The organism is Ferrimonas aestuarii (assembly GCF_005116665.1).
GTDB classification, from domain to species: Bacteria; Pseudomonadota; Gammaproteobacteria; order Enterobacterales; family Shewanellaceae; genus Ferrimonas; species Ferrimonas aestuarii.
Genome location: NZ_SWCJ01000018.1, coordinates 77,033 through 102,790, shown reverse-complemented (window position 1 = coordinate 102,790; position 25,758 = coordinate 77,033). Strand labels below are relative to the sequence as shown.

21 protein-coding genes, 1 tRNA gene and 2 rRNA genes are annotated in these 25,758 nt (G+C 50.6%); 19 read left to right on the top strand and 5 right to left on the bottom strand.

Annotated elements, in window-relative coordinates:
• The 3 genes from FCL42_RS17960 to FCL42_RS17950 all read left to right on the top strand — a co-directional run.
• Window positions 1-108: ribosomal RNA gene (locus tag FCL42_RS17960) — 23S ribosomal RNA — on the top strand; the annotation flags it as partial.
• A gap of 89 nt (window positions 109-197) precedes the next feature.
• Window positions 198-312: ribosomal RNA gene (gene rrf / locus FCL42_RS17955) — 5S ribosomal RNA — on the top strand.
• A gap of 12 nt (window positions 313-324) precedes the next feature.
• Window positions 325-401, top strand: a tRNA-Asp gene (locus tag FCL42_RS17950).
• A gap of 1,109 nt (window positions 402-1,510) precedes the next feature.
• Here FCL42_RS17950 and FCL42_RS17945 read toward each other — a convergent pair.
• On the bottom strand, window positions 1,511-1,978 hold the full coding sequence (locus FCL42_RS17945; protein WP_169308445.1) for a TlpA disulfide reductase family protein: 468 nt from the start codon (window positions 1,976-1,978) through the stop codon (window positions 1,511-1,513).
• 160 nt (window positions 1,979-2,138) lie between these two features.
• Here FCL42_RS17945 and FCL42_RS17940 point away from each other — a divergent pair, with 160 nt between their 5' ends.
• The 13 genes from FCL42_RS17940 (at window position 2,139) to FCL42_RS17880 (ending at window position 18,897) form a co-directional block, all read left to right on the top strand.
• Entirely contained in the window at window positions 2,139-2,963 is an 825-nt protein-coding gene (locus FCL42_RS17940; RefSeq protein WP_169308444.1) for a sulfurtransferase, read from the top strand.
• 8 nt (window positions 2,964-2,971) lie between these two features.
• A complete protein-coding gene (locus FCL42_RS17935) occupies window positions 2,972-4,813 on the top strand; it encodes an ATP-binding protein (RefSeq protein ID WP_136864808.1) in 1,842 nt (613 codons plus the stop codon).
• A 102-nt stretch (window positions 4,814-4,915) separates the two neighbouring features.
• Entirely contained in the window at window positions 4,916-6,442 is a 1,527-nt protein-coding gene (locus FCL42_RS17930; RefSeq protein WP_136864807.1) for a fumarate hydratase, read from the top strand.
• 86 nt (window positions 6,443-6,528) lie between these two features.
• A complete protein-coding gene (locus FCL42_RS17925) occupies window positions 6,529-8,634 on the top strand; it encodes a S9 family peptidase (protein ID WP_136864806.1) in 2,106 nt (701 codons plus the stop codon).
• Between the two features lie 148 nt (window positions 8,635-8,782).
• Window positions 8,783-9,583, top strand: coding sequence for a flagellin N-terminal helical domain-containing protein (locus tag FCL42_RS17920; RefSeq protein WP_136864805.1), 801 nt, complete (start codon window positions 8,783-8,785; stop codon window positions 9,581-9,583).
• Window positions 9,584-9,758: 175 nt separating this feature from the next.
• The gene (locus tag FCL42_RS17915) at window positions 9,759-10,559 is read left to right on the top strand and encodes a flagellin N-terminal helical domain-containing protein (protein WP_136864804.1); all 801 of its coding nucleotides are present in this window, start codon (window positions 9,759-9,761) and stop codon (window positions 10,557-10,559) included.
• Window positions 10,560-10,653: 94 nt separating this feature from the next.
• A complete protein-coding gene (gene fliB, locus FCL42_RS17910) occupies window positions 10,654-11,919 on the top strand; it encodes a flagellin lysine-N-methylase (RefSeq protein ID WP_169308443.1) in 1,266 nt (421 codons plus the stop codon).
• An 88-nt stretch (window positions 11,920-12,007) separates the two neighbouring features.
• A complete protein-coding gene (locus tag FCL42_RS17905; protein WP_136864802.1) occupies window positions 12,008-13,024 on the top strand; it encodes a helix-turn-helix domain-containing protein in 1,017 nt (338 codons plus the stop codon).
• 307 nt (window positions 13,025-13,331) lie between these two features.
• The gene (locus FCL42_RS17900; protein ID WP_136864801.1) at window positions 13,332-14,354 is read left to right on the top strand and encodes an AraC family transcriptional regulator; all 1,023 of its coding nucleotides are present in this window, start codon (window positions 13,332-13,334) and stop codon (window positions 14,352-14,354) included.
• 151 nt (window positions 14,355-14,505) lie between these two features.
• Window positions 14,506-14,916, top strand: a complete 411-nt coding sequence (locus FCL42_RS17895; RefSeq protein ID WP_136864800.1) for a hypothetical protein — start codon at window positions 14,506-14,508, stop codon at window positions 14,914-14,916.
• A gap of 266 nt (window positions 14,917-15,182) precedes the next feature.
• Window positions 15,183-16,811, top strand: coding sequence for a GMC family oxidoreductase (locus FCL42_RS17890; RefSeq protein WP_136864799.1), 1,629 nt, complete (start codon window positions 15,183-15,185; stop codon window positions 16,809-16,811).
• Between the two features lie 101 nt (window positions 16,812-16,912).
• A complete protein-coding gene (locus FCL42_RS17885; protein ID WP_136864798.1) occupies window positions 16,913-17,710 on the top strand; it encodes an ABC transporter ATP-binding protein in 798 nt (265 codons plus the stop codon).
• On the top strand, window positions 17,707-18,897 hold the full coding sequence (locus FCL42_RS17880) for an ABC transporter permease subunit (RefSeq protein ID WP_136864797.1): 1,191 nt from the start codon (window positions 17,707-17,709) through the stop codon (window positions 18,895-18,897). The genes FCL42_RS17885 and FCL42_RS17880 overlap by 4 nt, the downstream gene beginning before the upstream one ends.
• Window positions 18,898-18,957: 60 nt before the next feature.
• Here FCL42_RS17880 and FCL42_RS17875 read toward each other — a convergent pair whose 3' ends face one another.
• The gene (locus FCL42_RS17875; protein WP_136864796.1) at window positions 18,958-20,529 is read right to left on the bottom strand and encodes a lytic transglycosylase; all 1,572 of its coding nucleotides are present in this window, start codon (window positions 20,527-20,529) and stop codon (window positions 18,958-18,960) included.
• An 87-nt stretch (window positions 20,530-20,616) separates the two neighbouring features.
• The gene (gene gloB / locus FCL42_RS17870; protein WP_136864795.1) at window positions 20,617-21,384 is read right to left on the bottom strand and encodes a hydroxyacylglutathione hydrolase; all 768 of its coding nucleotides are present in this window, start codon (window positions 21,382-21,384) and stop codon (window positions 20,617-20,619) included.
• Between the two features lie 159 nt (window positions 21,385-21,543).
• Here gloB and FCL42_RS17865 point away from each other — a divergent pair, with 159 nt between their 5' ends.
• Entirely contained in the window at window positions 21,544-22,293 is a 750-nt protein-coding gene (locus FCL42_RS17865; protein WP_136864794.1) for a class I SAM-dependent methyltransferase, read from the top strand.
• On the opposite strand, the gene rnhA is transcribed toward FCL42_RS17865, so the two are convergent.
• Window positions 22,290-22,763, bottom strand: coding sequence for a ribonuclease HI (gene rnhA, locus FCL42_RS17860; RefSeq protein WP_136864793.1), 474 nt, complete (start codon window positions 22,761-22,763; stop codon window positions 22,290-22,292). The genes FCL42_RS17865 and rnhA overlap by 4 nt on opposite strands.
• A 63-nt stretch (window positions 22,764-22,826) precedes the next feature.
• Here rnhA and dnaQ point away from each other — a divergent pair, with 63 nt between their 5' ends.
• Together dnaQ and FCL42_RS17850 are read left to right on the top strand one after the other, a co-directional pair.
• The gene (dnaQ, locus tag FCL42_RS17855) at window positions 22,827-23,555 is read left to right on the top strand and encodes a DNA polymerase III subunit epsilon (RefSeq protein ID WP_169308442.1); all 729 of its coding nucleotides are present in this window, start codon (window positions 22,827-22,829) and stop codon (window positions 23,553-23,555) included.
• Window positions 23,556-23,558: 3 nt separating this feature from the next.
• Window positions 23,559-24,818 (top strand): TIGR03503 family protein, encoded by a 1,260-nt coding sequence (locus tag FCL42_RS17850; RefSeq protein ID WP_136864792.1) that lies wholly within the window; start codon window positions 23,559-23,561, stop codon window positions 24,816-24,818.
• A 132-nt stretch (window positions 24,819-24,950) separates the two neighbouring features.
• Here the strand turns inward: FCL42_RS17850 and FCL42_RS17845 are convergent, their stop codons facing one another.
• The gene (locus FCL42_RS17845; RefSeq protein ID WP_136864791.1) at window positions 24,951-25,607 is read right to left on the bottom strand and encodes a hypothetical protein; all 657 of its coding nucleotides are present in this window, start codon (window positions 25,605-25,607) and stop codon (window positions 24,951-24,953) included.
• Between the last annotated feature and the right edge of the window lie 151 nt (window positions 25,608-25,758).

Below are 25,758 nucleotides of genomic sequence, written 5' to 3'. Positions count from 1 at the left end.
TTAAGTCCACTAAAGGGCCGTGGAAGACTACCACGTTGATAGGCAGGGTGTGTAAGCGTTGTGAGGCGTTGAGCTAACCTGTACTAATGACCCGTGAGGCTTAACCATACAACACCCAATGGGTTTTGATATCGCAGATATAAGCACTTGCGAAAAGCAAAAACGAGAAAGCAGCTTGTACAAATTGACAATTTTTGTCTGACGACCATAGCGCTGTGGTCCCACCTGATCCCATGCCGAACTCAGAAGTGAAACGCAGTTGCGCCGATGGTAGTGTGGGAGTTCCCATGTGAGAGTAGGTCATCGTCAGACGCCAATTTCGGTGGAGTGGTAGTTCAGTTGGTTAGAATACCGGCCTGTCACGCCGGGGGTCGCGGGTTCGAGTCCCGTCCACTCCGCCAATATTTTGAGAAAGCCCGTAGCTAACGCTACGGGCTTTTTTCATTTCTAGCGTTTGAAAATAGCCAATACTCCTTTTCATAACCAATCCCGCTGAAGACGGATCTGCTTCTCTGAACCTGTCGTTATCGCTCAACCTCGAAACCGCCTCTCTGACGCACGTCAGAGCCCAGCGTCCTTGACGAGTTGGCAGTATCAACAAACATTTGAGCTCGATGTCGTTAAAATAAAAAAGGTCACTGGATACCGGCGTTTGCCGGCAGGACGTTGGGAGGGATGGTTGTCTGCTGCAAGCTTTGAACTATTCTATGAGCCTACCCTTATCGCCCAACCCCGAAACTGCTTCTCTGAACCTGCCGTTATCGATCAACCTCGATACCGCCTCTCTGACGAACGTCAGAGTCCAGTGCCCTTGTGCACTAGCAAATATTAGAACCGATGTTGTTGAAGTCGAAAAGGCCATTGGATACCGGCGTTCGCCGGCAATGCGCTGGGAAGGATGGTTGTCTGCTGCAAGCTCTGAACTATTCTCAGAGCCTCCCCTTATCGCCTAACCCCGAAACTGCTTCTCTGAACCAGCCGTTACCGACCAACCTCGAAACTGCCTCTCTGACGCACGTCAGAGCCCAGTGTCCTTGAGTAGTTGGCTGCATTAGCTAATATCAGAGCCGATGTCGTTGAAGTCGAAAAGGTCATTGGATACCGGCGTCCGCCGGCAATGCGTTGGGAGGGAGGGTTGGCTGCTGCAAGCTTTGAACTATTCTATGTGCCTACCCTTATCGCGCAACCCCGAAACTGCCTCTCTGACGCACGTCAGAGTCCAGTGTCCTTAAGTGAGTGAACAGACAAATAAATGTCACTGGATACCGGCGTTCGCCGGCAAAGTGTTGGGTTGATGGTTGGCTGCATTAGCTAAATTCAGAGTCTATCGACGGCGAATAGGCGGAGAGTTTGCCTATACAATGAATCTGTTTGAAGTGAAGCTGTAACTGTTAGTCTGAAACCTATAAGGCAGTCCGAAAACTTCATCTTTTCATCGAAACCATGCCCGCGGATAAATGCAGAATGAGAACGATAAACTCGTTGTGTAAAAACGGAAGGTAAATAACCCCTAGTTACCGAATAACTTTTTAAGAGTGCGGTGAGTCGCTTCAGCGTCCTTCTCTCTAAACCCAACGTGCTGTTCGATTATCTCGCCCTTATAGATTAAGTAACTTGAGGGCATACCTGCGACCTTGTAGGCGTCAGCGATGGTGAACTCGGGATCGTAGACTATGGTGAAGTTAGCAGGGAATTGCGTGAGAAAGTTGTCTGCGTCTTGCTTTTCCACATCCAAATTAACGGCAATCACCGTGAGCCCCTCAGGTTGATATTGCGCGACCAATTCGTTCATAAAAGGGAACGAGCGTCGGCATGGGCCGCACCAGCTTGCCCAGAAATCCAGATAAACCGGCCCCTTTTGGCTTACTTCTATCAAGCTTTGTTGCAAGTTTGGCTTAAGAGAGAAGTCTGGAGCTGGCTTGGCCGCCACAGCAGCGGCGAACGACAGAGTCAAAAAGAGTGAAAGTAGAGTGCGCACAATAGCCTCAGTAGTTGACCGCAATGGTGTGATTTTTACATACCTGTAACGGGAAGAAAACTCAGTTTTGTAATGAACTTTGTGACTGAGTTAGACCGTCACGGTGATAACTACCTGACTATACTTTGATTATCTATGGATGGATCACAGGAAGAGTGCAATGAGGCGTTGGATATTGGGATTGCTTCTAGTTAGCTGCCACCTTCAGTCGGTTGAGCTCATCTCTTTTGAGGAGTTTCAATCTTGGGAAAAGCCGCATCTTTTGTATGATGCGCGAAGTGCAAAAGATTACCACCTTGGGCACTTAATTGGAGCCATCAGCTTCCCAGTTAGTTCAACCTACAACAATCGCAACGGCGTGTTATTCGCGCGAAGCATTACTGACATGACTCAGACCTTACAGGATAAGGGAGTTCAGGCTGATGTAGCCATCGTTATTTATGATGACAGCAGCTTGCTTGATGCTTCCCGACTCGCATGGGTTCTCGAGTTATATGGGCTAAGAAATATCCACCTGATTAATGATGTTAATCTGCCGGACAAGTTGGCCTCTAAGCAGGCTACAGCGTCACTACCGAGTGAATACCTTCCAACCTTAAATCCTGATGTGCTCGCTAATGCGCGAATGACCCAGTTGGCTGGGCTTAATGGTGGTTTTGGTATAGTTGACAACCGCCCCCGCTCTCATTTTGTTGGCGAGCAGTCTCACACGGACAAGTTCGGCCACGTCCCGGGCGCTGTCAATGTACCAAAGGACGAGTTTTATCGACTCAATGCCGAGGGACAAACCGTACTTAAACCTTTAAATGAGTTGGTTGCGTTATTTGATGACTTTGACAGAGACAAGCAATACATCACCTACTGCTATCGAGGAAAAGCATCAACCCTAGGTTTTTTCTTAATGCAGCAAGCCGGTCTTAAGGTGATGCATTACGACGGCTCTTGGTTCGATTGGTCACAACGGGATCTGCCGGTGGCAAAATAGGGGGCGCAATGAGATCGCTGGCGATACGCGTCAATCTATTTGTGCTGGTAACATTTGCGGCATTAGCGATGGTGGCAGTGCTGTGGAGTTACGATGGTAAAAGCCGAATGATGCGAGCTCAGTTTGAGGCTATTGCTGCGAATATGGCTCCCACCATGATAGAGGTTGCGCTGTTGGATGATCCAGAGTCGGTGGTTGAGATGAACCGGCAAGCGCGTAGTTTTACGCAGATACTGTCGGTGAGGTTAACCAGTCTTGACGGTGAGCCCCGATATCATTATCGCCAGACAGGTATTCAAGGTTCTTGCACTGATGACTCCGGTTGGCTAACCCCTTTAATTTACGGCTGCATGAAGGTGTTTAAGCCGTTAGAGTTTGAGTCGCAGGATTGGCTGCTTTATGAGATAGAACTGGATACGTCCGAGCTTCGTCAGCAGACGTTTCGTTTAGTGAGTGCCATTGCATGGTTATCATTGCTCTGTTTTTGGGGGGTATTTCGAACCACACGCCGGTGGTTGAATGAACCTCTTGCGGAGATGGTATCGCACCTTCCTAAGGTAGGCTCTGGTGAATTGAAACTGGCAAAGGCAGCGTCGCACCGCAGTGAATTGACGCTATTGGCGAGAGGTTTGATGCAGGCGGATAGGAATTTACATACAGAGCATCAGCAAGCCAACGAATTGACTGACCGGCTTAAGCAATCTCTTGAAGCCAAATCTGAGTTTTTAGCTAATGCTAGTCATGAGATTAGAACCCCGCTGAATGGAGTGATCGGCTTTATTGATTGCCTTGCTGCGGAACGCTCTCGGTTAAGCGAGGATGGTCAGGAGCAGTTTCGCTTATTGGAAGGCTCCGCTCAGAGCTTATTGCAGATCGTCAACGATGTGCTGGATTTTTCAAAGCTGGAAGCGGGGCAGTTGCAACTGGAGCCAACTCCGTGTCCAGTAACGGATTTTATCCAACGTATCCATGCTCATTTTCAGGGAATGGCTCGCCTTCATAAGGTGGTGTTTGCCGTCGACATCTCACCCAAACTGCCTGAGTTCGTATTACTGGATGAGGGGCGAACTGAACAGATTCTGGGTAATCTGGTGAGCAATGCCATCAAGTTCTCCCCTGGTGCCAGTGTTGAGATCAGAGTCGATTGGAAAGTCCAAGGGCGTCAAGGTGAATTGATGATCTCTGTGGTTGATTCTGGCATTGGCATTGATTCAGAGACACTGCCTTATATTTTTGATGCCTACACTCAGGCTGATGGTTCGGTTACGCGACGTTTTGGTGGCACGGGCCTTGGATTATCGATCTGCAAAAAGTTGGCGGATCTGATGCAGGCGCGTTTACTGGTGCATTCGACTAAAGGGAAGGGCAGTGAATTTACCTTGGCAATGCCGGTTACCGTTGTTGATGATTGCAGCGTTATCACTGACAAACCGGCGCTCGAACTTTTGGATAAGCCTCTGGCTGGGCTTAGTATTTTGTTAGCGGAAGACAATACCAGCAATCAGAAGCTGATGCAGGTGATGTTAAAAAAGCTGGGCTGTGGCTCACTGGTGATTGCCCAGAATGGCCAAGAGGCTGTGGACATCTGCCATCAGCGTCATTTTGATCTAATTTTGATGGATTGCCAGATGCCGATTCTCGACGGCTACCGTGCGACACAGCAGATTCGGTTAGGCCCTCAGGCGCAAATTTTGATCCTGGCACTCACCGCCAATGCAACGTCGGCGGATCGTCAGCGATGCTTGGATTGTGGAATGGATGCGTTTTTGACTAAGCCGATAACCCTTTCTGCGTTAAATCAGGGAATTACTCAAGCTCTGCGACAACATTCCTCCCTACAAACTGGCTAAGTTCGACCGCCGTCAGGCTAGATATTGGCCCGCAGCTCAGGGTATTATGGCTGGATAATTCAAATAATGCAGGCTGGGCGGGACGCCCCACGGAGTAGATTAATGGCCATAATCAAAAAAGCGGATTTCATCAGTTCGGTAGCAGATGCCCTACAGTATATCTCCTACTACCACCCCAAAGACTTCATTGAGGCCATGAACTCGGCCTACGAGCGAGAAGCCAACCCAGCGGCAAAAGATGCCATCGCTCAGATTCTTATTAACTCTCGTATGTCGGCCCAAGGCCACCGCCCTCTATGTCAGGATACTGGCATCGTCACCTGCTTCGTTAAAATTGGCATGCAGGTGCAGTGGGACAGCGACCTGACGGTTCAGCAGATGGTCGACGAAGGGGTTCGTTTAGCTTATAGCAACCCAGATAACCCACTGCGCGCTTCCATCGTTGCCGACCCTGCTGGTGCTCGTAAAAATACCAAAGACAATGCGCCCGCCGTGGTACACATTGACATGGTGCCTGGCGGCGAAGTTGAGGTGTTCCTTGCAGCCAAAGGTGGCGGCTCTGAAAACAAATCCAAGATGGTGATGCTAAACCCGTCTGATGACATCGCTGCATGGGTTGAGAAAACCCTGCCGACCATGGGCGCAGGCTGGTGTCCTCCAGGGGTTCTGGGAATTGGCATTGGCGGCACCGCTGAGAAAGCGGCGGTGATGGCCAAAGAGTCCTTGATGGAGCACATCGACATTCAAGAACTTCAAGCTCGCGGCGCTCAAACGACGGAAGAAAAACTGCGCCTGGACATCTATGAGCGTGCGAACAAATTGGGCATTGGTGCTCAAGGCTTAGGCGGATTGACGACGGTGCTGGATGTGAAGATCAAATCTGCGCCAACTCACGCGGCGTCTAAGCCTGTGGTGATGATCCCCAACTGCGCTGCAACCCGCCACGTTCACTTCACGTTGAATGGCGAAGGCGCTGCTAAATTGCCCGCTCCAGAGCTGAGCGATTGGCCAGAGGTCACTTGGGAAGTGGGCGAGAGCGTTAAACGCGTGGATCTTAGCACCCTGACTCAAGCTGAGATGCAAGAGTGGAAATCTGGCGATACCTTGCTGCTAAATGGCAAAATCCTCACCGGCCGTGATGCGGCCCACAAGCGTATTAAAGATCTGATTGAATCGGGTGAGGGCCTTCCTGATGGCGTTGATTTCAACGGGCGTTTTATCTATTACGTGGGTCCTGTGGATGCGGTAGGCGACGAAGTGGTGGGCCCAGCCGGCCCAACCACCTCAACTCGCATGGACAAGTTTACCGACCTGATGCTGGAAAAAACTGGGCTGATGGGCATGATTGGTAAGGCTGAACGTGGTCCGGCGACCGTGGACAGTATTGCTAAACATAAAGCCACCTATTTGATGGCCGTTGGTGGTGCAGCCTATTTGGTTGCCAAAGCCATTAAGCAAGCTCGCGTGGTGGCCTTTGAAGATCTGGGCATGGAAGCCATTTACGAGTTTGATGTGAAAGACATGCCGGTAACGGTGGCCGTGGATTCCAGCGGCAACAACGTTCACCAAACTGGCCCTGCGATCTGGCAGGCAAAGATCAGCGAGCTTGATGCTAAGCTGTCCAATTAAAATGAAAACCAGGCTGACTCTTTGTTTATAGGGCCAGCCATAGACGGCACCGCTTTGCGGTGCCCTTCTATATGAGGGAAAGTTACATGAAAAAGAGCCTGCTGCTCTCGGCGCTACTGGCAGTGTCTGCTGGAGCCCACGCAAACAGTGAGCCGTTTGAGATCAATCAGTTGAATAGCTTAAAGAAGCTGCATTCAACAACGGTGCTGCCTGATGGCCGCACTGTGGTCTACGGGGTGAAACAGAAAACAGATGATGGCAGCCGCTCTGATCTCTATCTTCAGCGTGTAGGTGAGCCTGCCAAACGCCTCACTAATCATAAGTCTACTGAGTTTAACTTGGTGCCCTCAAAAGATGGCAAGACCCTTTATTTTCTGAGCGGTCGCAGTGGCTCTAGCCAGATTTGGTCCATTGCCGTAGATGGTGGCGAGGCGGTACAGGTTTCTGATCTGCCTTTGGGGATCGATGGCTTTAAGCTGTCTCCAGATGAGTCACATGTGGTGATGCAGCTGCGAGTTAATGTTGAGTGTGACACTCTGGCATGCAGTAAAGAGAAGCAAGATCAACAGGCTGAAAATAAGCAGGAAGGCCTGCATTACACTCAGTTAATGGCTCGTCATTGGGATACTTGGAGCGACGGTCTGCGTAACCACCTGTTTGTTGCTAAGTTAGCTGATGGTGAAGTGATCGATCCTATTGACGTGACTTTGGGGTTAAACACCGAAGTGCCTTCCTTGCCGTTTTCTGGCATGGAAGAGGTAAGCTTCACCGCCGATGGCAAACACATCGTCTACAGCGCCAAGGCACCAAGCCGAGATCAATCTTGGCAAACCAATTACGATCTGTGGCAGGTTCCGATTACCGGTGGCGACACCATCAACTTAACCGCTGACAATAAAGCATGGGACTCCCACCCCATCTTCTCTTCAGACGGTCGCTACATGGCTTATCTGGCGATGAAGAAGCCCGGCTTTGAGGCGGATCGGTTTGGCGTCATGCTCAAAGACCTGCAAACCGGTGAAACCCGAGAAGTATCGCCGCTGTGGGATCGCAGTGCCGGTAACATCGCTTTTGCGGAAGAGAGCCATACCCTCTATGTCACCGCACAAAACCTAGGACAAGTTGCTATCTACGCCATGGACGTTCGCTTTGGTGATAAGCGTGAACTGGTGGGCGAGGGCAGTAACTCCCTAGTGAAAGTGATCGGCGGCAAGCTGTTCTATACCCACAACGATCTAAGCGGCCCTAACGATCTGCACGTTGTAGGCCTAGATGGCAGCGAGCCAACTCAGCTGACCAACTTGAATAAAGACCTGCTAAACCAAGATGGTTTGGGTGAGTACCAACAATTTAATTTCAAAGGCTGGAACAACGAAACCGTTTACGGATACTGGATTAAGCCAGCTGGCTTTGAGGCGGGCAAAAAGTATCCGGTGGCATTCTTAGTGCACGGCGGTCCACAGGGCAGCTTTGGCAACCGCTGGCACAGCCGCTGGAATGCACAGCTTTGGGCTGCATCCGGCTTTGGTGTGGTGATGATCGATTTCCATGGCTCTACCGGTTATGGTCAGGCCTTTACCGATTCCATCTCCCTAGACTGGGGGGGCAAACCACTGGTTGATCTACAAAAAGGTCTCGCAGCGGTGGGTCAGCAACAACCTTGGCTGGATACCAACAATGCCTGTGCTGCTGGCGGCTCTTACGGTGGTTACATGATGAACTGGATCGCTGGCAATTGGAGTGAAGGCTTTAAGTGCTTGGTGAATCATGCGGGCCTGTTCGACATGCGCAGCTTCTACATGGTGACTGAAGAGTTGTGGTTCCCTGAGCACGAATTTGGTGGCAGCTATTGGGACGCGACTGAGACTTACGAGAAATTCAATCCGGTAAATCATATCGACAATTGGAAGACGCCGATGTTGGTTGTTCACGGAGCGAAAGACTATCGTGTGCCGCTAGAGCAAGGTCTTGCTGCTTTCACGGTGCTGCAACGCAAAGGTATTGATTCCGAGCTGTTGGTGTTTGAGAACGAAAACCACTGGATTTTGAATCAGGACAACTTAGTGCAGTGGTACGATAACGTGCTAGGTTGGATGCACCGTTACACCGACGGCAAGGTGCAGGCGAACAATGACAAAACCGATGCCAATGAAGCTCTTCGTAAAGAGATGATGGCTAGCCACAGCGAATAATCACTAAATATTTGCGAAAATAAAGCCCCTAAAATCAGGGGCTTTTGTTTTTCTAGAGAAAAATTCTGAAAAATCACCCTCACTGGTTAAAGTTTGAGCTGTTTGGCGGCGCCTTTAGTGAATGAGGTTAATTCACGGAGAGAATGCTATGTTATCAGTACAAACCAACTTCCCCTCTTTAGTCGCTCAAAACTCAGTGGGCCAAAGTAACTCCTCCCTGAGTACGGCCATGGAAAGGTTATCTACAGGGTGGCGAATCAATTCCGCCGCTGACGATGCCGCTGGTTTACAGATTGCCAGTCGCTTGAATGCCAACATCACCGGCATGAACACCGCGCAGCGTAACATTGGCGACGCCACCTCCATGCTGCAAACCGCCGATGGTGCCCTAGAGGAGATCAGTGACATCACCTTACGTATGCAGGAGTTGGCCACTCAGGCATCAAATGGCGTGAATTCCGCCGATGACTTAGATGCACTGGATGCCGAATATCAAGAGCTTTCCAAAGAGGTCACGCGAATTTTGGATAAGAGCGAGTTTGCTGGCAACAACCTTTTTGACACCTTGGAGGCTGGGGTGACCTTCCAAATTGGCGCCGACAAAACGGAAGATTTGACCGTGACCACCGCGGCGCTGGCCTACACTGCCGGTGACATCGGTGATGGCGGTGATCCCGATGCAGTGCTTGATGGCATTGACACCTTTGCCGCGGCGGTTAATGGCGTGCGTTCAAGCTTGGGTGCCAACATCAATCGCCTAGAACATACCGCCAACAACCTTGCCAGCGTTACGGAAAATACTCAGGCAGCATCGGGGCGAATTATGGATGCGGACTTTGCCACTGAGACCGCCGCCATGACTAAGAACCAGCTTTTGGTGCAATCTGGCACCAATATTCTGTCTCGAGCCAATCAAAATACCAATTTGGTCATGGGGCTTTTAGGTTAGTGAAGAACGCCGCTAAGCCTTAGTTTTCGGGGCTTAGCGGCTTACAATCTGCCATTTTGGGCTGCACTTACGATAAATTGTTCGAGAAAAAACAAAAAATAATTTAAGTATTTTAAAAGGCATGACGCCATTAGTTAGTGACTAAACCAGAAATATCCTTTTGAGGGAAAACACTATGCTTTCAGTACAAACTAACTACGCATCTTTGGTATCTCAAAATGCCGTAGGCCAAGCAAACAGCCTGCTAAACACTTCTATGGAGCGCCTGTCTACTGGCCTGCGCATTAACTCTGCTGCTGACGATGCTGCTGGTCTGCAGATTGCAAGCCGCTTGAATGCTAACATCACCGGCATGAGCACTGCTCAGCGTAACATTGGCGATGCCACCTCCATGCTGCAGACTGCTGATGGTGCACTGGAAGAGATCAGCGACATCACCAACCGCATGCAGGAACTGGCTACTCAGGCTTCTAACGGCGTAAACTCTGCTGCTGACTTGGATTCTCTGGATGCGGAATACCAAGAACTGTCTAAGGAAGTTGGCCGTATTTTGGACAAGACCGAGTTCGCTGGTAACAACCTGTTTGACACTCTGGAAGGTGGTGTAACCTTCCAAATCGGTGCGGATAAGACCGAAGACCTGACCGTAACTACTGCTGCACTGGCCTACACTGCTGGTGACATCGGCGACGGTGGTGACCCAGATGCGGTACTGGATGGCATCGAAACCTTCTCTAAAGCAGTTAACGGCGTTCGCTCTCAACTGGGTGCTAACATCAACCGCCTTGAGCACACTGCAAGTAACCTAGCCAGTGTTGCTGAAAACACTACTGCTGCGAAAGGCCGCATCATGGATGCAGATTTCGCTGTAGAAACTGCCAACATGACCAAGAACCAGCTGCTGGTTCAATCTGGTACCAACGTACTGTCTCGTGCGAACCAGAACACCAACTTGGTAATGGGCCTGCTGGGCTAATTACTAACGTTGAAACACTAAGGCCAAGCGTTCGCTTGGCCTTTTGTGTCATATGGGCGTGAGTTAACGATGGCTGATGAATTTGGAGAGTAACATGAACACTGAAATGCCAATTATTGAGCCTAAGTATGTGACTGAGTTTCAATGCTGGGGAGAGCGTTGTCCGTCGAACTGCTGCCACTCCTGGGATATTGGCGTTGATGAGAAGAGTTTTAAAACTCTTAAGCGCAGCACCGCTCCGGCGATCTCTTCTCTGGCCTCACGATATTTGAAGCGCGATAAGAAGAGTGCCCATTATGGAAAAATCAAGTTACTGGATAACGGTAATTGTCCCATGCTGGATAAGCAGGGGCTGTGCCAAATTCACAGTAAATTAGGTCATCACGCGCTTTCGACAACCTGTCAGAGCTACCCTAGAGTCAACAAACCATTTGCCCAGCGCGTTGAGCAAAGCCTATCGTTGTCTTGCCCTGCAGCGGCTAGCGCGGTGCTGTTTGACCCTCAAGCCATGCAATTGAAAGTAGCTTCTCAGACAGGCCCGAAACAGAAAGTCACGCCCAATACACTGCCGGTGTGGGTGGCGCCAATACGGGATCTCTGTTTTGACATTTTACTGCAAGAGCAGATTCCGCTGCCACAGCGTCTTCTGGCTATAGGTTTGCTATTTAAGCGAATGGGGAATGATGTCTCTGATATCGCAAAAGTAGAGCAAGCATCTAAAGAGATCGTGTCGCTGATTCAATCCAATAAGCTAGAAGGTGCCTATGAGTCCTTACCTAGACTGACGGAAGTGAAGTGGCAGGCCTTTGCGGTGCAGCTGCATCACAATCTAAGACGGTCTCAAAAAAGTGAAAAAGAGCAGGGCTTTGTTGCCCCTGCGGATAAGCGCTTCAACGGCCTTCTCGATGCGGCGTTCTCTCAACTATCGTTGCCAGCACATGCGATCGATAATTATGATGCATTCTCCAAAACGATGGAAAATCAACAGTATGTCGATGCATTTGAAGCGATGTTGAGTCAGTCCAAAGAGGCGCACTTAACGGGATATTTCGAACAACACCCCCAACTGTTGCTGAACTATCTGCTCTACTGTCTCTACCATGATCAGTTTTTGCTTCATCATCAGAAAACGCCATTTCAATATTTTAAGGTGTTGCTGACGGATATGTTGGTAGTTGAAGTGTTGTTGAGTGCGAAAGCGCTTGAAGAGCGGAAAATTGATGATGACATGGTCGTGGAGGTGTTTTCTGCATACAGCAAACGTCGACTTCACAGCAGTACCTTTGTTGATACTTTGGAAAAGTATTTTAATCACACTTCCCGTGACTCTGATGCAGCGATCTTTGCACTGTTAACTTAAGCTGCTGGGCGGCACTGGCGCTGTACCCTCAACCCAGTTTGCTGTGGTAGGCTGTTGTTTGTGGCTGAAAACCAAGGAATGGTAGCAAATGGAGTGCAGCAAACAGAAACAGGTTGAGGTAGCTCCTGAGCTAGTGATGGCAGCACTAAAAGCAGCCAAAACCGCTGGGGTTGATGTGGATGAGCTACTGCGCCCATACAATCAAAGCTGGGGTCAGCTTAAAGCTGGGCAAGGCTTAGCAGGCTCTAGCTATGCGAAACTGCTTCGAGGTCTCTGGCGAGCGCTTGACGATGAGTCCTCCGGCTACGCCATTCGTCCTTTGCGAGTGGGCAGTTTTCGGATGCTGTGCCATGCCTGTATTCATTGCCATAACCTGCGTCGTGTATTGCTTCGAGCCATGGCGTTTTTCTCCCTGCTTTCCGAACAATATCAATGGCGATTGGTGGAGCAGGGGGAGGAGGCCAAGTTACAGCTTAGAATGAGTGGGGCAACGGGCATTGATGACGCGTTTTTTCATTTAAGCCTGGCGGTCATTCTTCATCGCTGGTCAGCCTGGATGGTGGATTCCCCCATTTTGCTTAGCCGAGTGAGCTTTGCGTTTCCGGAATCTGAATTTGGTCACTTGATACCCAATATGTTGCAGGCTCCGGTGGAGTTTAATGCGCCAGAAACGGAGTTGGTTATCCCGATTCAGTATCTGCAGCAGCCCATCAAACAAACGCCGGAGAGTTTGACACCTTTTTTAGCCAACAGCCCAGAGCAGCTATTGACGCTGTATCGTTCTGATGACTCCGTCAGTGCTCAAGTAAAGCAGTTTTTAGAGCAACAGCCTGAGCTTGAAGAGGTGAATCAGGACGCGGTGGCGCAATACTTTAATGTCAGTGTGGCGACATTGGGGCGCCGATTAAAGCGGGAAGGGCATCACTTCTTGCAGTTAAAGGATAAGGTTCGCCGTGGCCGAGCGATTCGTTTGCTGCTTCACACTCAAGACCCAATCAGTGGCATCGCCGAGCAACTTGGTTACTCCGAGCCATCGGTATTTTACCGAAATTTTAAAAAGTGGGTTGGCTGTACGCCGGCGGAGTTTCGAGAACAAAACCAGTAGTTTGATGTTTAATGGTTTTGTAGTTCTTAAATATGGCATCTTACATCTCTGGTAAGACCTCATTCCTATCGTTCTGATTTCGATGAGATTTATCCATTTGGCCTCTGAATGAATTCAACTAAGTGACTGTTTTTAAAGTTAATGCTCTACCAAAGTGGTTGCGTATTGTGCTGTGAGTCGGCATGTTAAAACCAAGCTGCTGCTTGCTCTGTCTTAGTTTGCAGGCAGCACAAATAATAAAATAGTGAATAAGTCTCGGTTGAGCCGGGCGTAAAGAGCTGCGTTAGCTGAGCAGCTGAGGTTGGGTATGAGATCTCAAGCCACAGTGCTGGCGGTTTGGTTTAGACCGTTGATGGATTATTTGGATGCGCAAGGGTTTGATTCGCGGCAATTGTTTCTCGAATCGGGCCTCGATGTTGATCAGATTTTTGTTCCGGGAACGCGTCTGCCAGTTTCACAGGTGGCAGGGATCTGGATTCAAGCCGCAAAACTCACAGGAAATCCGCTTATCGGGTTGGAGATGCAGCAGTCTGCTTCCCCGCTTCAAGGAGATACCTTGGCGACGGCTACGCTTGCCAGTCGTAATTTGGAAGAGGCATGCCAACGGATGTGCCGGATCTCGCCGCTGCTTTGCGATGCCATCGTAATCGAAACCGATTACGCCCCTAATGAGTTAAGGCTCAGTTTTAAGGTGATTGAGCAGGAGCAGCAGCACTTCCCCAATGAAGCGATGAATAGCGCGTTTATTCCTGTTTTGGCGATGATCAACAATGGTTTGGTTAGGCCGCAAGGCGTGGTTCGTCTCGAATTGCGTCGAGACTATCCAGGGGAACAGCAGGCGGCTCAATTAGCAAAGTACCTTCCTTTTGATACCATATACGGCGCGCAGAAAGACGGTTTTGTGTTTGATCTCTTCGAAGCGCGCATTCAAAACCCATACTGGAACCCCTCCTTGGCGCAAGCCAGTGAAAACCTTGCCCTTGATGAGCTCGAGCAGCTAGGAAAACAGAGCATTGTTAATCAGGTCACTAGGCTCATTAGCGAATCGCTCTCCAGTGGCGAGCCCCATCAACAGATGGTGGCGGAGCAGTTAAAGATCACCCCGAGGCACCTGCAACGTAAGCTGAAGCAGCAGGGGTATCGTTTTAGTGAACTGCTGCAGCAGGTGAGAACCGACATGGCCTGCCGATACCTCAGCATGCCGGAGAAGAGCATGGTGGACATTGCCATGAGTCTTGGGTTTCAAGACCAGAGTAATTTCTGCAAAGCGTTTAAGCGTTGGCAAGGGGAAACCCCTGGAGAGTTCCGTCGACGTTGTCGGCAGATGTAATTTCGTATGGTGGAAATGGACATGTGACCAATGTGTCTGTAAGCGATCTCTTAAGTGAGGCCCATTCATTTGGAAGTGTTTGAATTAGAAAGAAGATATAGCTAACGTTGAGCAATGATACAAAGGGACGCGCAAGCTACAAGGAGGTAGCATGTCAATTGAACCCTTCGATAATGACGATACATTGCTGCCATTTCCCCAGCGGGATGAGATGGCGAGACTCGATGCCCAGATAAGCTACCTTTTGGTGGTAATGCCACTGCTGATTGCCATCATGTGTACGGTGCACTCTTGGTTTTGGTTGTTTTGCTCAATACTCTGGTTTGGCGGTGGTGTGTGGGCGCATTTGAAAAAGTCCGAAGCATATCAAAGCGTATTTGAAGATCACTTCAACAGTTTGATTCAGGTGAATCTGGTGTCCATGGCGTTGATTCCTATCTCGTGGGCGTCAGCGACGTTTTGGGATATCTGGTGGCCCGCTGGCGTATTCTGGTTGTGGGCGTGCTACCGCCAAGGCTATGGCTTTGTGCGCCTGTGCATGGGGAAACCCTACAACAAGTGAAGTCACAATTTTTGATGTTCTCGGTTAAAGGCGCTTAAGGCGCCTTTTTTGATCGCCTCTTCGATTTCCCAACAAGCATGAACGCTAGATGGTATTTTTATGCAGCAAATTTGTCGTATTTTGACCATAATTGAGAGCGTTACTACCATATTTGGTCGTTATGATTGCGTTAGGGTAAAACTTTTATGGCATTCATGTTTGGTTAATGTCCTGCAGACAATGAGCGTAAATGACGCAGCGGACGCCGAACAAGGAGAGAGGTGCAGATGAAAACCTTTGATTACATCATCGTTGGAGCGGGGTCATCCGGTTGTGCGTTAGCCAATCGTCTTTCGCAAGATCCTGAGGTGAACGTATTACTGTTGGAAGCTGGAGGCTCCGGCGATTCCCCCATTATTAAAACGCCAGCGGGGCTGATTATTTCGCTCATTTTTGGCACCTTCAATTGGTGCTACAACGCGCTGAATCAAAGAACCTTAAACAATCGCGCCATCTTCTGTCCAAGAGGCAAAGCCTTAGGGGGCAGCAGCGCCATCAACGGCATGTTGTATATCCGTGGGCAGCGTCAAGACTATGATCTTTGGGCTGAACAGGGTAACAAAGGCTGGTCTTTCGACGAGCTGCTTCCCTATTTTAAGCGCAGCCAGCACCAAGAGCGGGGCGCCAGTGAGTATCATGGCGTTGGGGGGCCACTCAATGTGGCTAACGGTCGCAGCAATCAGCCTATTTCTGCAGATTTTATTAAAGCCGGTACCGAAGCGGGGGTGCCGTTTAATCCAGACTTTAATGGTGCGGCGCAAGAGGGGATTGGCTGGTATCAAACCACTCAGAAAGACGGGCAGCGTCATAGCGCCGCAGCCGCGTACTTAACCCCTGTTATGAATCGGCCTAACCTTACCGTGATAACTGGCGCGACCACCGCCAAAGTGGTGTTTGAAGGCAAAAAAGCCGTAGGCGTTGAGTACCTTATTAAAGGTCTGAGGCACAGCGCTACGGCTGAGACCGAAGTTATCCTTTCCGGTGGCGCCTTCGGTTCTCCTCAGCTGCTGCTGCTTTCAGGGGTTGGCCCCAAGGCAAAGCTGGATGAGCACGGTATTGAACAAGTCCATGAACTTCCGGGCGTTGGAGAAAATCTGCAAGAGCACGTAGACGTGGTTCGGGTTTGGAAAGACAAAACCAATAGTGCCATCGCCATGTTCCGCCCGAAAGGGATCTGGCATCTGGCTAAAGACGCCGTTAACTACGTGATTCATCGTCGCGGATTCTTAGCCTCAACCATGGCGGAGTCAGGGGCTTTTGTGCGAAGCAGCGAGGACGTAGAGCGTCCGGATATTCAATACCACTTTGTCCCTGCGGCGATGGATGATCATGGTCGTAGCCTGCGTTACAACCTGAGCTATGGCGCCAGCATTCATACCTGTGTGCTTCGTCCATATAGCCGTGGCAGCGTGAGCTTGGCATCTTCAGATCCTACCGCTGACCCCATTATCGACCTGAATATGTTGAGTGATTCAAGAGATATGGACACCCTAAAAGCGGGGCTGCGTAAGTTGGATGAGATCGTCAGTGCCCCCTCTCTGGCTCAGCGGCTCTCCTACAGCATCATTCCAAAGCAGGAACCGGCTTCCGATCAGGAGTTGGAGCAGTTTATCCGCGCTAAGGCCAACAACATCTACCATCCGGTAGGCACCTGCAAAATGGGCAATGATGAGATGGCGGTTGTGGATGATGAACTTCGAGTTCATGGTCTTGAGGGGCTAAGGGTCGTGGACGCATCCATCATGCCGACCCTAATTAGCGGTAATACCAACGCGCCGTCCATGGTGATAGGTGAGAAAGCCGCAGACATGATTCTGGCCGCCAGAGTGGCAGACACTCAAGAGCAAGTGGCCTAGCCAATGGAAGAGGAGGCGCCCAGCCTCCTCTTTAGCCACCTAAAGGCCAAACAGCGTCTATAGTTTATAGCTCAGTCAGTTATCCGGTTGTAGGAGACACGGTGATTGTTGTTGAGCATCTAGCGAAGCGATTTCGAGTTCCAAAATCCAAACCCCTCTCTTCCTGCAAACGGCAGGATCCACGCTTAGACGGCCACTACTTCTATTCTGTTCGTGATGTGAGTTTTCAGACTCGCTCTGGTGAGGTGTTAGGGCTGCTTGGCCCCAACGGCGCCGGAAAAACGACGGTATTAAGAATGCTCTCAGGTGTATTAACCCCAGATCGGGGGCGCATTGAGATTGGCGGTCAAGACTGGCAGCACCAACCGGAACAGATGCGCCATCAGATCGGGTTTCTTTCGGCCAGCACCTCGTTGTATCAGCGCTTTACCGTGGAGGAGAATCTGCACTATTTTGGGGTGTTGTATGGGCTATCTGAAGCGAAGGTGGCTCAACGTATCAGCGAGCTTTCCGAGCAATTGGAGCTTGAGCCGTTTTTGCAGCGTAAGGTGGGGGAGTTGTCCCTAGGCATGAATCAAAGAGCCAGCATCGCTCGGGCGGTTATCCATCAGCCCGACGTCGTTATACTCGATGAGCCAACGACAGGGCTAGACATCATGTCTGCCCAAGCGGTGCTTGACTTTATAGATAGTCAAAAAACGCAGAATCGGCCAGTAATTTTCTCGACTCATCGTCTCGAAGAGGTCAGTTTACTCTGTGATCGCGTGGCAATTATTCTGTACGGTCACTGCGTTTTCGAAGGCACATTGGAGGAGTTTGCAGGCAGCAGAGACACCGAAGCGCTGCGTATGGCTTTCGTAGAAAGGCAGAAACGTGCTCAAGCGGAGGTAGCAGGGTGATAGGCCACATTTGGCGCAAAGAGCTAAAAGAGGTGCTTAGAGACCGTAAGACCATGATCTTCATCGTGCTGTTTCCGACGGTGATTTTGCCGACTCTGATTTTGGTCACCGGTCTGATGGGATATCAGATGCTGTCAGCAAAACAAGCTGAGGTGCTGCAGTTTAGTGTTGCTGGGCCAGAGCCATGGAAAACCGACGTGGTGAAAGCGCTAAATACCTTGGTGGATACCGAGTTTATCGAAGAGGAAAGCGGCGACCTTCAGCAGCTGGTGTCTCAAGGGCGGTTGGATTTCGCCCTTCATCTTCATCCCAGTTTTGACCCCGTTCAGGCAAACCAAAGTCGCTGGCAGCTGTATGTGGATCAAACCGACGATCACGGTCAGTTCGCCCGAATTCAGCAGCAACTGACTGTACTCAGTGATAATTGGCTCACTCTTTATCTGAACCATCATGGCATTGAGTCCGAGGTGCAGCAGCGTATTTTTAACCCTCTGCTGGTTGAAAAAGTGGGCGTGGCAGCACAGCGACAACATGTGGGAAGCCGGGTCGGTAGCGTTTTACCTTATTTGCTGCTGTTTCTTTGCATGATGGGAGCCATGCTACCGGCACTGGACATCGGTGCCGGTGAGAAGGAGCGGGGCACTTTAGAAACTCTGCTGATGGTGCCTCAGCCAAGAACCACTTTGGTGGTGGGGAAGTTTTTGGTGATTGCCACAACATCGATGCTGCTGGCGCTGCTAACCCTTGCCAGTAGCTTTATCTGGCTGTTGGTGGTGGGATCAGTGCTTAACTTATCGCTGTTTTTAACGTTGGCAGCGATGATTTCGCCTCTGGATATTGCGCTGTTATTACTGTTGCTGCTGCCCATTGCTGGGGTGTTCGCTGCCATTTTGTTGGCAGTGAGTATCTTTGCCAGTAGTTATAAAGAGGGGCAGAACTACATGGGAGCACTGCAGATAGCGGTGATCATTCCGGCGATGATCGCCATGATGCCCGGCGCGAAATTGGATGCAACCAACGCATGGTACCCCCTGTTTAATGTGTCGCTGGCGATTAAGGAGCTACTTAAGGGCACCATCAATTATGGCGATCTATCCTATGTGTTCGCGTCAAATCTGATTCTTGCGTCGCTGCTGCTTTGGTGTTGCGCTCGCTGGTTTAGCCGAGAAACCGTGCTTTTTCGGTGACTTGAAACTAAAAAAGCCAGCAATCGCTGGCTTTCTGTTTGGTTAATGATGCGGGTGGTATTAGCTATTGATCTTGGTGACATCCACATACAGCGTCAAGCCTTGGCCTGGCTGGATGTATTTTTGCCCTTGCAGTTGGTTCCAACGAACCAGATCAGATACGGAAACACTGAACTTCTTGGCGATGCGCGCTAATGAGTCACCATTGCGAACCTTGTAGCTTATCTGGCGCATTACCGAGGTTTTGTCCTGTTTCTCGCTGATGCGATTTACCCAGATCACCAACTTCTGCCCAGGGCGGATGGTGTCTTTCGGAGCGATGGAGTTCCAGCTTGCCAGTTGTGATACCTTGACGTTGTTGGCTCGAGCGATGGTCCACAAAGATTCACCGGATTTCACCTGATGCTCTAGCTTGTAGTCGGCACGTTTGGTGGACTGCTTGCGAGCCAAACGCTGATCGGCGCTAAACGGATACAGCTCAGGATCTTTGGCGGCAACGGGAATCAATAGATGTTGCCCCACCTTGATCATATTGCCCTTGATGTCATTGACTGACTGAATGGTGCCAACACGAGTGTGATAGCGTTTAGCAATCACGCTTAAGGAATCGCCAGGTTTCACTTTGTATCGTAACCAACTGACGCGCTCGGTGGAGTCGGTATCCGCTAGCGCAGTTTCAAAGCCATCGGCTTTATCCAGCGGCAGCAGCAGAGTATGCGGACCATCCGGTGCCGTCGCCCAGCGGTTGTAGCCTGGGTTCAAGCGGTGCAAATCTGAAACCGACATGTCGGCCATGTCTGCCGCCAAGGCTAAGTCAATTTGACTGCCAATTTCGATCTGACGAACGACGGGCTCATTCGCAATGGGGCTTAAGTTGATGCCGTACGCCTGCGCATTTCGAACTGCATCCGCAGCAGCCAGCAATTGTGGCACGTAGCGCTCGGTCTCTTTGGGCAGTTTCAATGACCAGAAATCGGTAGGTTTACCAGCGGCCTTGTTTTTCTTAATCGCGCGAAATACTCGGCCTTCACCAGTGTTGTAGGCTGCGAGAGCATACAACCAGTTGTTGTCTAACTTGTTGTACAAGTACTCCATCATATCCAGCGCCGCAACGGTCGCAGCAGGGACGTCACGACGGCCGTCATACCACCAGTTTTGCTTCAAGCCAAAGTGTTTGCCCATAGGGCTGGTAAACTGCCACAGTCCTGCGGCAGCGCCATGGCTGTATGCAAAGGCATCGAAAGAGCTTTCGACGACCGGCAATAACGCGAGCTCCATCGGCAGACCACGTCGCTCTACCTCTTCAACAATAAGGTAGAGGTAGGGCTCTGCTCGCTGGGAAACAATTTCAAGGTGCTTAGGATTCGCTTTGTACCATTTTCGGAATCGCTCAATGCGTTTGTTATCTGGTACGTCGAGCTGCATCTGGTTGCCGATTCGCTCCCACAGATCTTTCGGTGGCAGGGCAACGTCAAGTTGAGCTTCCTGCTCTGAAGGCTGGTCATCTACAACCACTTGCTCAGGCTGAGGCTGAGCATTTGCCGTATCTGGCTCAGACATTGCCTGCTCATTCAGGGTTTGACACCCAGATAAAATGAGGGCGAGTGACAGGGCAGAAAGTTTGGCTTTCATTAAGTAATTACCGTCTCTTTAACCAACAAAAAGGCGCAGTCCTAAGGCTGCGCCAGGCGTTTGGAAGACGGGATTGTACCCTGTTTGCTAGAAATTGTCTTTCCAAGCACGCAATTGTGTGAAGCACTCTAGTGAGTCGGTACAGGGCGCACCGCTGTGTGCAGCTGCCGATTGCTGTAATTCTGGTAGGTGGGTACGCAAAAACGGATTAATGGCTAACTCTTGGGCCATGGTGGTTGGCAGGGTCGCTATGTCGTCATTGCGCAGCTTGCGACATTTCTGCTGATAGGCGTGCAGCTGCTGGTTTTGAGGCTCCACCGCCAATGCAAATTCCAGATTGGCCAAAGTGTATTCGTGAGTGGGATAAAGCAGGTTACTGGCACCCAGATCGCGAAGTTTGGCAAGGGAGTCATGCATCTGACTTGGGCTACCTTCAAATAGGCGGCCACAGCCACCACTGAACAGCGTGTCGCCACAGAATAGGTGATTACCAACTTGGTAGGCGCAATGATCTAGGGTATGCCCTGGACAGAAACAGACCAAAGCACGCTGATCCAGCCCTGAAAGCTCTAGTATTTGCCCGTCGTTCACCAAGGTCGCCGGACCGGAATACCTTGTGCCTCTAGGGGCAAACACAGTGAGTTCAGGCATGGCGGCAACCAAAGCCTCAATGCCGCCGGTGTGATCGGCGTGGTGGTGAGTCACCAGCACCCCTTTTAGGGAAAGTTCGTTCTTGTCTAAAAAGGTCAGTACCGGCGCGGCATCCCCAGGATCGACTACCCAAGCATTGGTGCCGTTTGATAGGCACCAAATGTAGTTATCGTTAAAGGCGCGAATGGGGCTAATCGAGAGCATGGTTGCACTCCAAAGTGAACATAACTGCCAGTGTATGATGGAAAAATGACAACTCAAAGAACTATCGGTCTTAGGTTATATCGGTGTTGATTTGCTGCTGGCGACCTGGGCCGTTAGTCGGTATCTTTAAGGGGTGACCATCAGCACCCTAGGAGAGCGATGCGCCCGGCACTCAGTCATATTCCCGTCCCTATGCCCACCAGTTGGCAGCAACTGCCTTGGGGAGAGTGGCTATTGCAGCAGGTGGCGGCAGGCTTGGATCCTTGGTGGCCGAAACTCTTTGGTTACCATATGGTTAAACTTGGACCTCTGGCCACCAGTTTGAATGCCAGTTTAAGCCCAATACGCCATCAATTGGTGATTAGCGCCGATGCTGGCGATGCTTATGCAGAGCTTGAAGCTTTGCCGATCCGCTGCCGCACCGTCGATGCCTGCGTATTGCCTTTGGTGCTGGATTTTCATCAAGACCCCCATCAAGTGCTTCGTGAAGCGGATCGCATCTTAGTGGAGGGGGGGCACATGGTCATTGTGAGCTATAACCCGCTAAGCCCCTTGGCTCTTGGGCTAGCGTCGCCAACCCATCGAAGTAAGCCGCCATGGAATGGACGCCTGTTTACTCCGAATCGGGTGAAAGACTGGCTTGGTCTGCTTGGGTATCAGGTGGTGGGCGAAGAGCCTTTGGCGTTCAGCAGTTTTCTCTGGTCGCCAGATAAATTTGTTTGGCCACAGCAGATGTTGCATCAGTACCTTCCTGCTAGCGGCTCGGTGTACATGTTGGTGGCCAGAAAGCTGGCGGCACCGCTGACGCCGGCGAAACCATTGTGGCGGCCTCGAAAGCGCTTAGTGGTGGCTCCTGCTGCATTAGGGCGCGGTGCCGCGAAGCAGCACCGTCAGACTAAAAACGGTTAACTGGCTTTGTAGCCCTCATCTTTGGGTAGATGATTGCCTCCGGCTGCCTCTCTAGCCAAGTCGTCTACCCGTTCGTTCTCTGGGTGGCCTGAGTGCCCTTTGACCCAGTGCCATTGGATGTTGTGTTCGGTGATGGCGGCGTCCAGACGCTGCCAAAGGTCGACATTTTTCACCGGTTGTTTGCTGGCGGTCACCCAACCACGGCGTTTCCAGCCGTGAATCCACTGGGTGATCCCCTGCCTTAAATATTGGCTATCCGTGTGCAGATCGATGTTGCAAGGGATGGTTAGGCTTTCAATGGCGACAATGGCGGCCAGCATCTCCATGCGATTATTGGTGGTTAGGGCGAAACCGCCACTCAACTCCTTGGTGTGCTGTTTGTAGCGCATCAATACGCCGTAGCCCCCTGGGCCAGGATTTCCAAGACAGGAGCCGTCAGTAAACAGCGTTACCGATTTTCGTTGAGTCATATAATTGGTACCATGAGCGTTAAACTCGCGCAGTATATCGCAATTCATTGCCAAATCAGGATTATGACAGAGACCCACACCCCAGTTCGCCAAATTGTGTTCGATACCGAAACCACGGGTATGAACCAAGATGCTGGCCCGCACTATCTAGGCCACAAGCTGATTGAGATCGGCTGTGTGGAGATGATCGACCGTAAAATTACCGGCAAAAACTACCACGTTTTCATTAAGCCAGACCGAGCTGTCGATGAAGAGGCGATCGAAGTTCACGGCATTACCGATGAGTTTTTGGTTGATAAGCCGATGTTCCATGAGGTGATTGAGGACTTTCTGGCGTTCGTCAAAGGCGCTGAACTCATTGCACACAACGCGTCGTTCGATACCGGCTTCATTAACTATGAGCTTGAGCTGCTGGGCCGCAAAGACACCATTGAAGATCACTGTGTCATTACCGATACTCTGCAACTGGCCAGAGAGAAAAAGAGCAAGGGTGAGATTCAGGGCAACCTGAACTTGGATGCGTTGTGCCGTTTCTATGGCATTGATAACAGCCACCGAACTCTTCACGGGGCACTGCTCGATTCCGAGATTCTGGCAGACGTTTACCTGTTTATGACCGGCGGCCAGAAGGCGCTGGAGTTGGCTTCTGGCGCCGATGGTGACAATGGCGGCATCATTCGCCTCGATTCTTCTCGTCGTCCCCTTAAAGTGATTCGAGCTGGTGCCGATGATATAGAGAGGCACCATAAACGGATGGAGTTGGTGAGTGATCCAATCTGGATGCGAGAGTAATCAATGAAGAGTTGGCTAGTGAAAGGGGTCATCCCGTTTCTGTGCCTGTGGTTCAGCGGCGCTGTTTTGGCCAAGACGGTGTCGCCGCAAACGCTCAAACTGCTGGATAATCGCTTTCGGGTGGATTATGGCATCGATGTGATCACCCTGCTGATTCAGCGAGAGCCCAACAGCGACCCGGTGATCATCGTTCAGCCCGATGGCAGCAAATGGTATGCCCATCGCCACCCTCCTGAGCTGAAGTGGACCAAAGGTTATTCCGGCGACATGATTAAGATCCCCAATCCAACGCCGGGTCCGTGGCAGTTGATTGGCGAGGTCAGCAAGCACAGTAAAATCCTGCTTATTAGCGACGTTACTTTAGAGCTCGACCCTCTGCCGGCTCGGGTATTTCGTGGTCAGCGAATCAAATTAACAGCGGCCATTGAAGGGGACGATCAGCGCCTAGCCATTCGAGACTTTCATCAGATGCTGAGCTGGCAAGTGCAGCTCTCCAGTGCCAACCGCCAAGGGGATGAAAACTACGCTGCCGGCGTGCGTAAAATTGGCGGCTTTACCGACACCGGTACCAGTCTCGATGAGCGTCCCAACGATGGCATCTTTACCTCCAGCCTTAATTTCAATCAGCCTTCCGGCTTATATCATCTGAAGTTGGAGGCCAGTAATGAGGTGTTTAGCCGCATTATTGAGCAAGACTTGGAGATTGTGCCGCAGCCATTTCGTTTGTCGGTTCCCGATATACTGGGGGTGGCTCCTGAGGATTATCAATTGAATGTGGAGGTGGATGTTGAAGAGTTGATGCCTAATGAGTTGCATCTTAGCCTGCATCTGCGCTCGCCATCGGGTATGGTGACCGATCTCAACATTTCACCGACTCAACCTCAGCAGCAGATTCAGCTGGAAAATGTGATGCAGCTGGGAAGTTACTCGATTAATGGCGAAGCCGTTGGCACCACCGCCGCCGGAGAGGAGTTTTTCCTGACTCTACCTGAGCTGAGTTTCTATTTAGCGCCACCACCGCCACCGCCACCGTCAGCCCAAGAGCGTGCCGAACAGGTGCGCCAGCAGATCGCGGAACGGGACGAGGCGGCTCAAGTGCGGGTGGTATCTGTGGTGATCGGCTTTAATTTGGCATTGTTGTTGGTTGGTGGCGGCGCGCTTATCTTTTGGCGCAAACGTCAGCGCCTTGTGCAGCAACTGCATCAGGTTAAAGAGGAAGAGGAGCCACAGATTGAAGCGAACAACATCGACCTCACCAGTTAATGTGCTTATCAAGTGACATTAAAAACCGAAGCTTAGGCTTCGGTTTTTTATTGCGATCTCGAACCTCATATTGTGGCCGCTTTCACTCTTGCCACCGCTGTCGAGTTCACTTCATGACCCTGAAAAACTGAGTTAAGCGTCTTCGAGTACGGCCATGCAAAGTGGTGAAATCTTAAGATCGGCGGGCTGATCTTTTAACTCGATGTTTTTACGTTTCAAATGCAGCCACAGCTTTTGAGCGCTAGAGAGCTGTTTGTAGGCAAGTGCACACTCAGTTTGAGTTTCAATATCTGAGTGGACATGAGTGAGGTGGTAGGGGTAGCAGTCGAAAGTTTCAATGATCATACAGTGCTGCTGGGTAAGCTGATCCAACAAACGATTGAGATAGACCGAAATGACCTGCCGCTCGAGAGTCTTGTCAATGGCTGGGCTTTGCGCATCTGAACTAAACATCTCATGTTGGACACCGCGGTACTCTTGATGCAGATAATCAAGCAGTTGCACGGCTTGTTCAAAGCTCACGTTTTTAGCATCTGGTGTTGGTCTTGGGATCATCACCAGCGCCGCCAGCAATTCAAATTCGCCCTCATGCTGTTCAACGTCGTCAAACTCAACGTCCAGCATGCGGTAGGTATGGGGGGTTACCACATACTCTTGATTGAACTGCTCAAGCAGTGAAAAGTCATCATCTTCTAGAATCTGCTCAAGCAGGGTAACTGCAGCTTTAACTCGCTGATGGTCGATGGCGGGAGGCATAAAATGTTGGGGCAAGTCGGTAACAGTGATCACAATATCTCTCTGCTTAAGTGTCGGATAATTTTAGATTTATTAGATTGTTTCATAGATGAATACTGACTTTCGAGAGCACGCTTGGATTTCTAATTCAATGGGTCAGTAATTGAGCATTTATAAACCGCAGCAGGCAATTTCTTGAAATTGC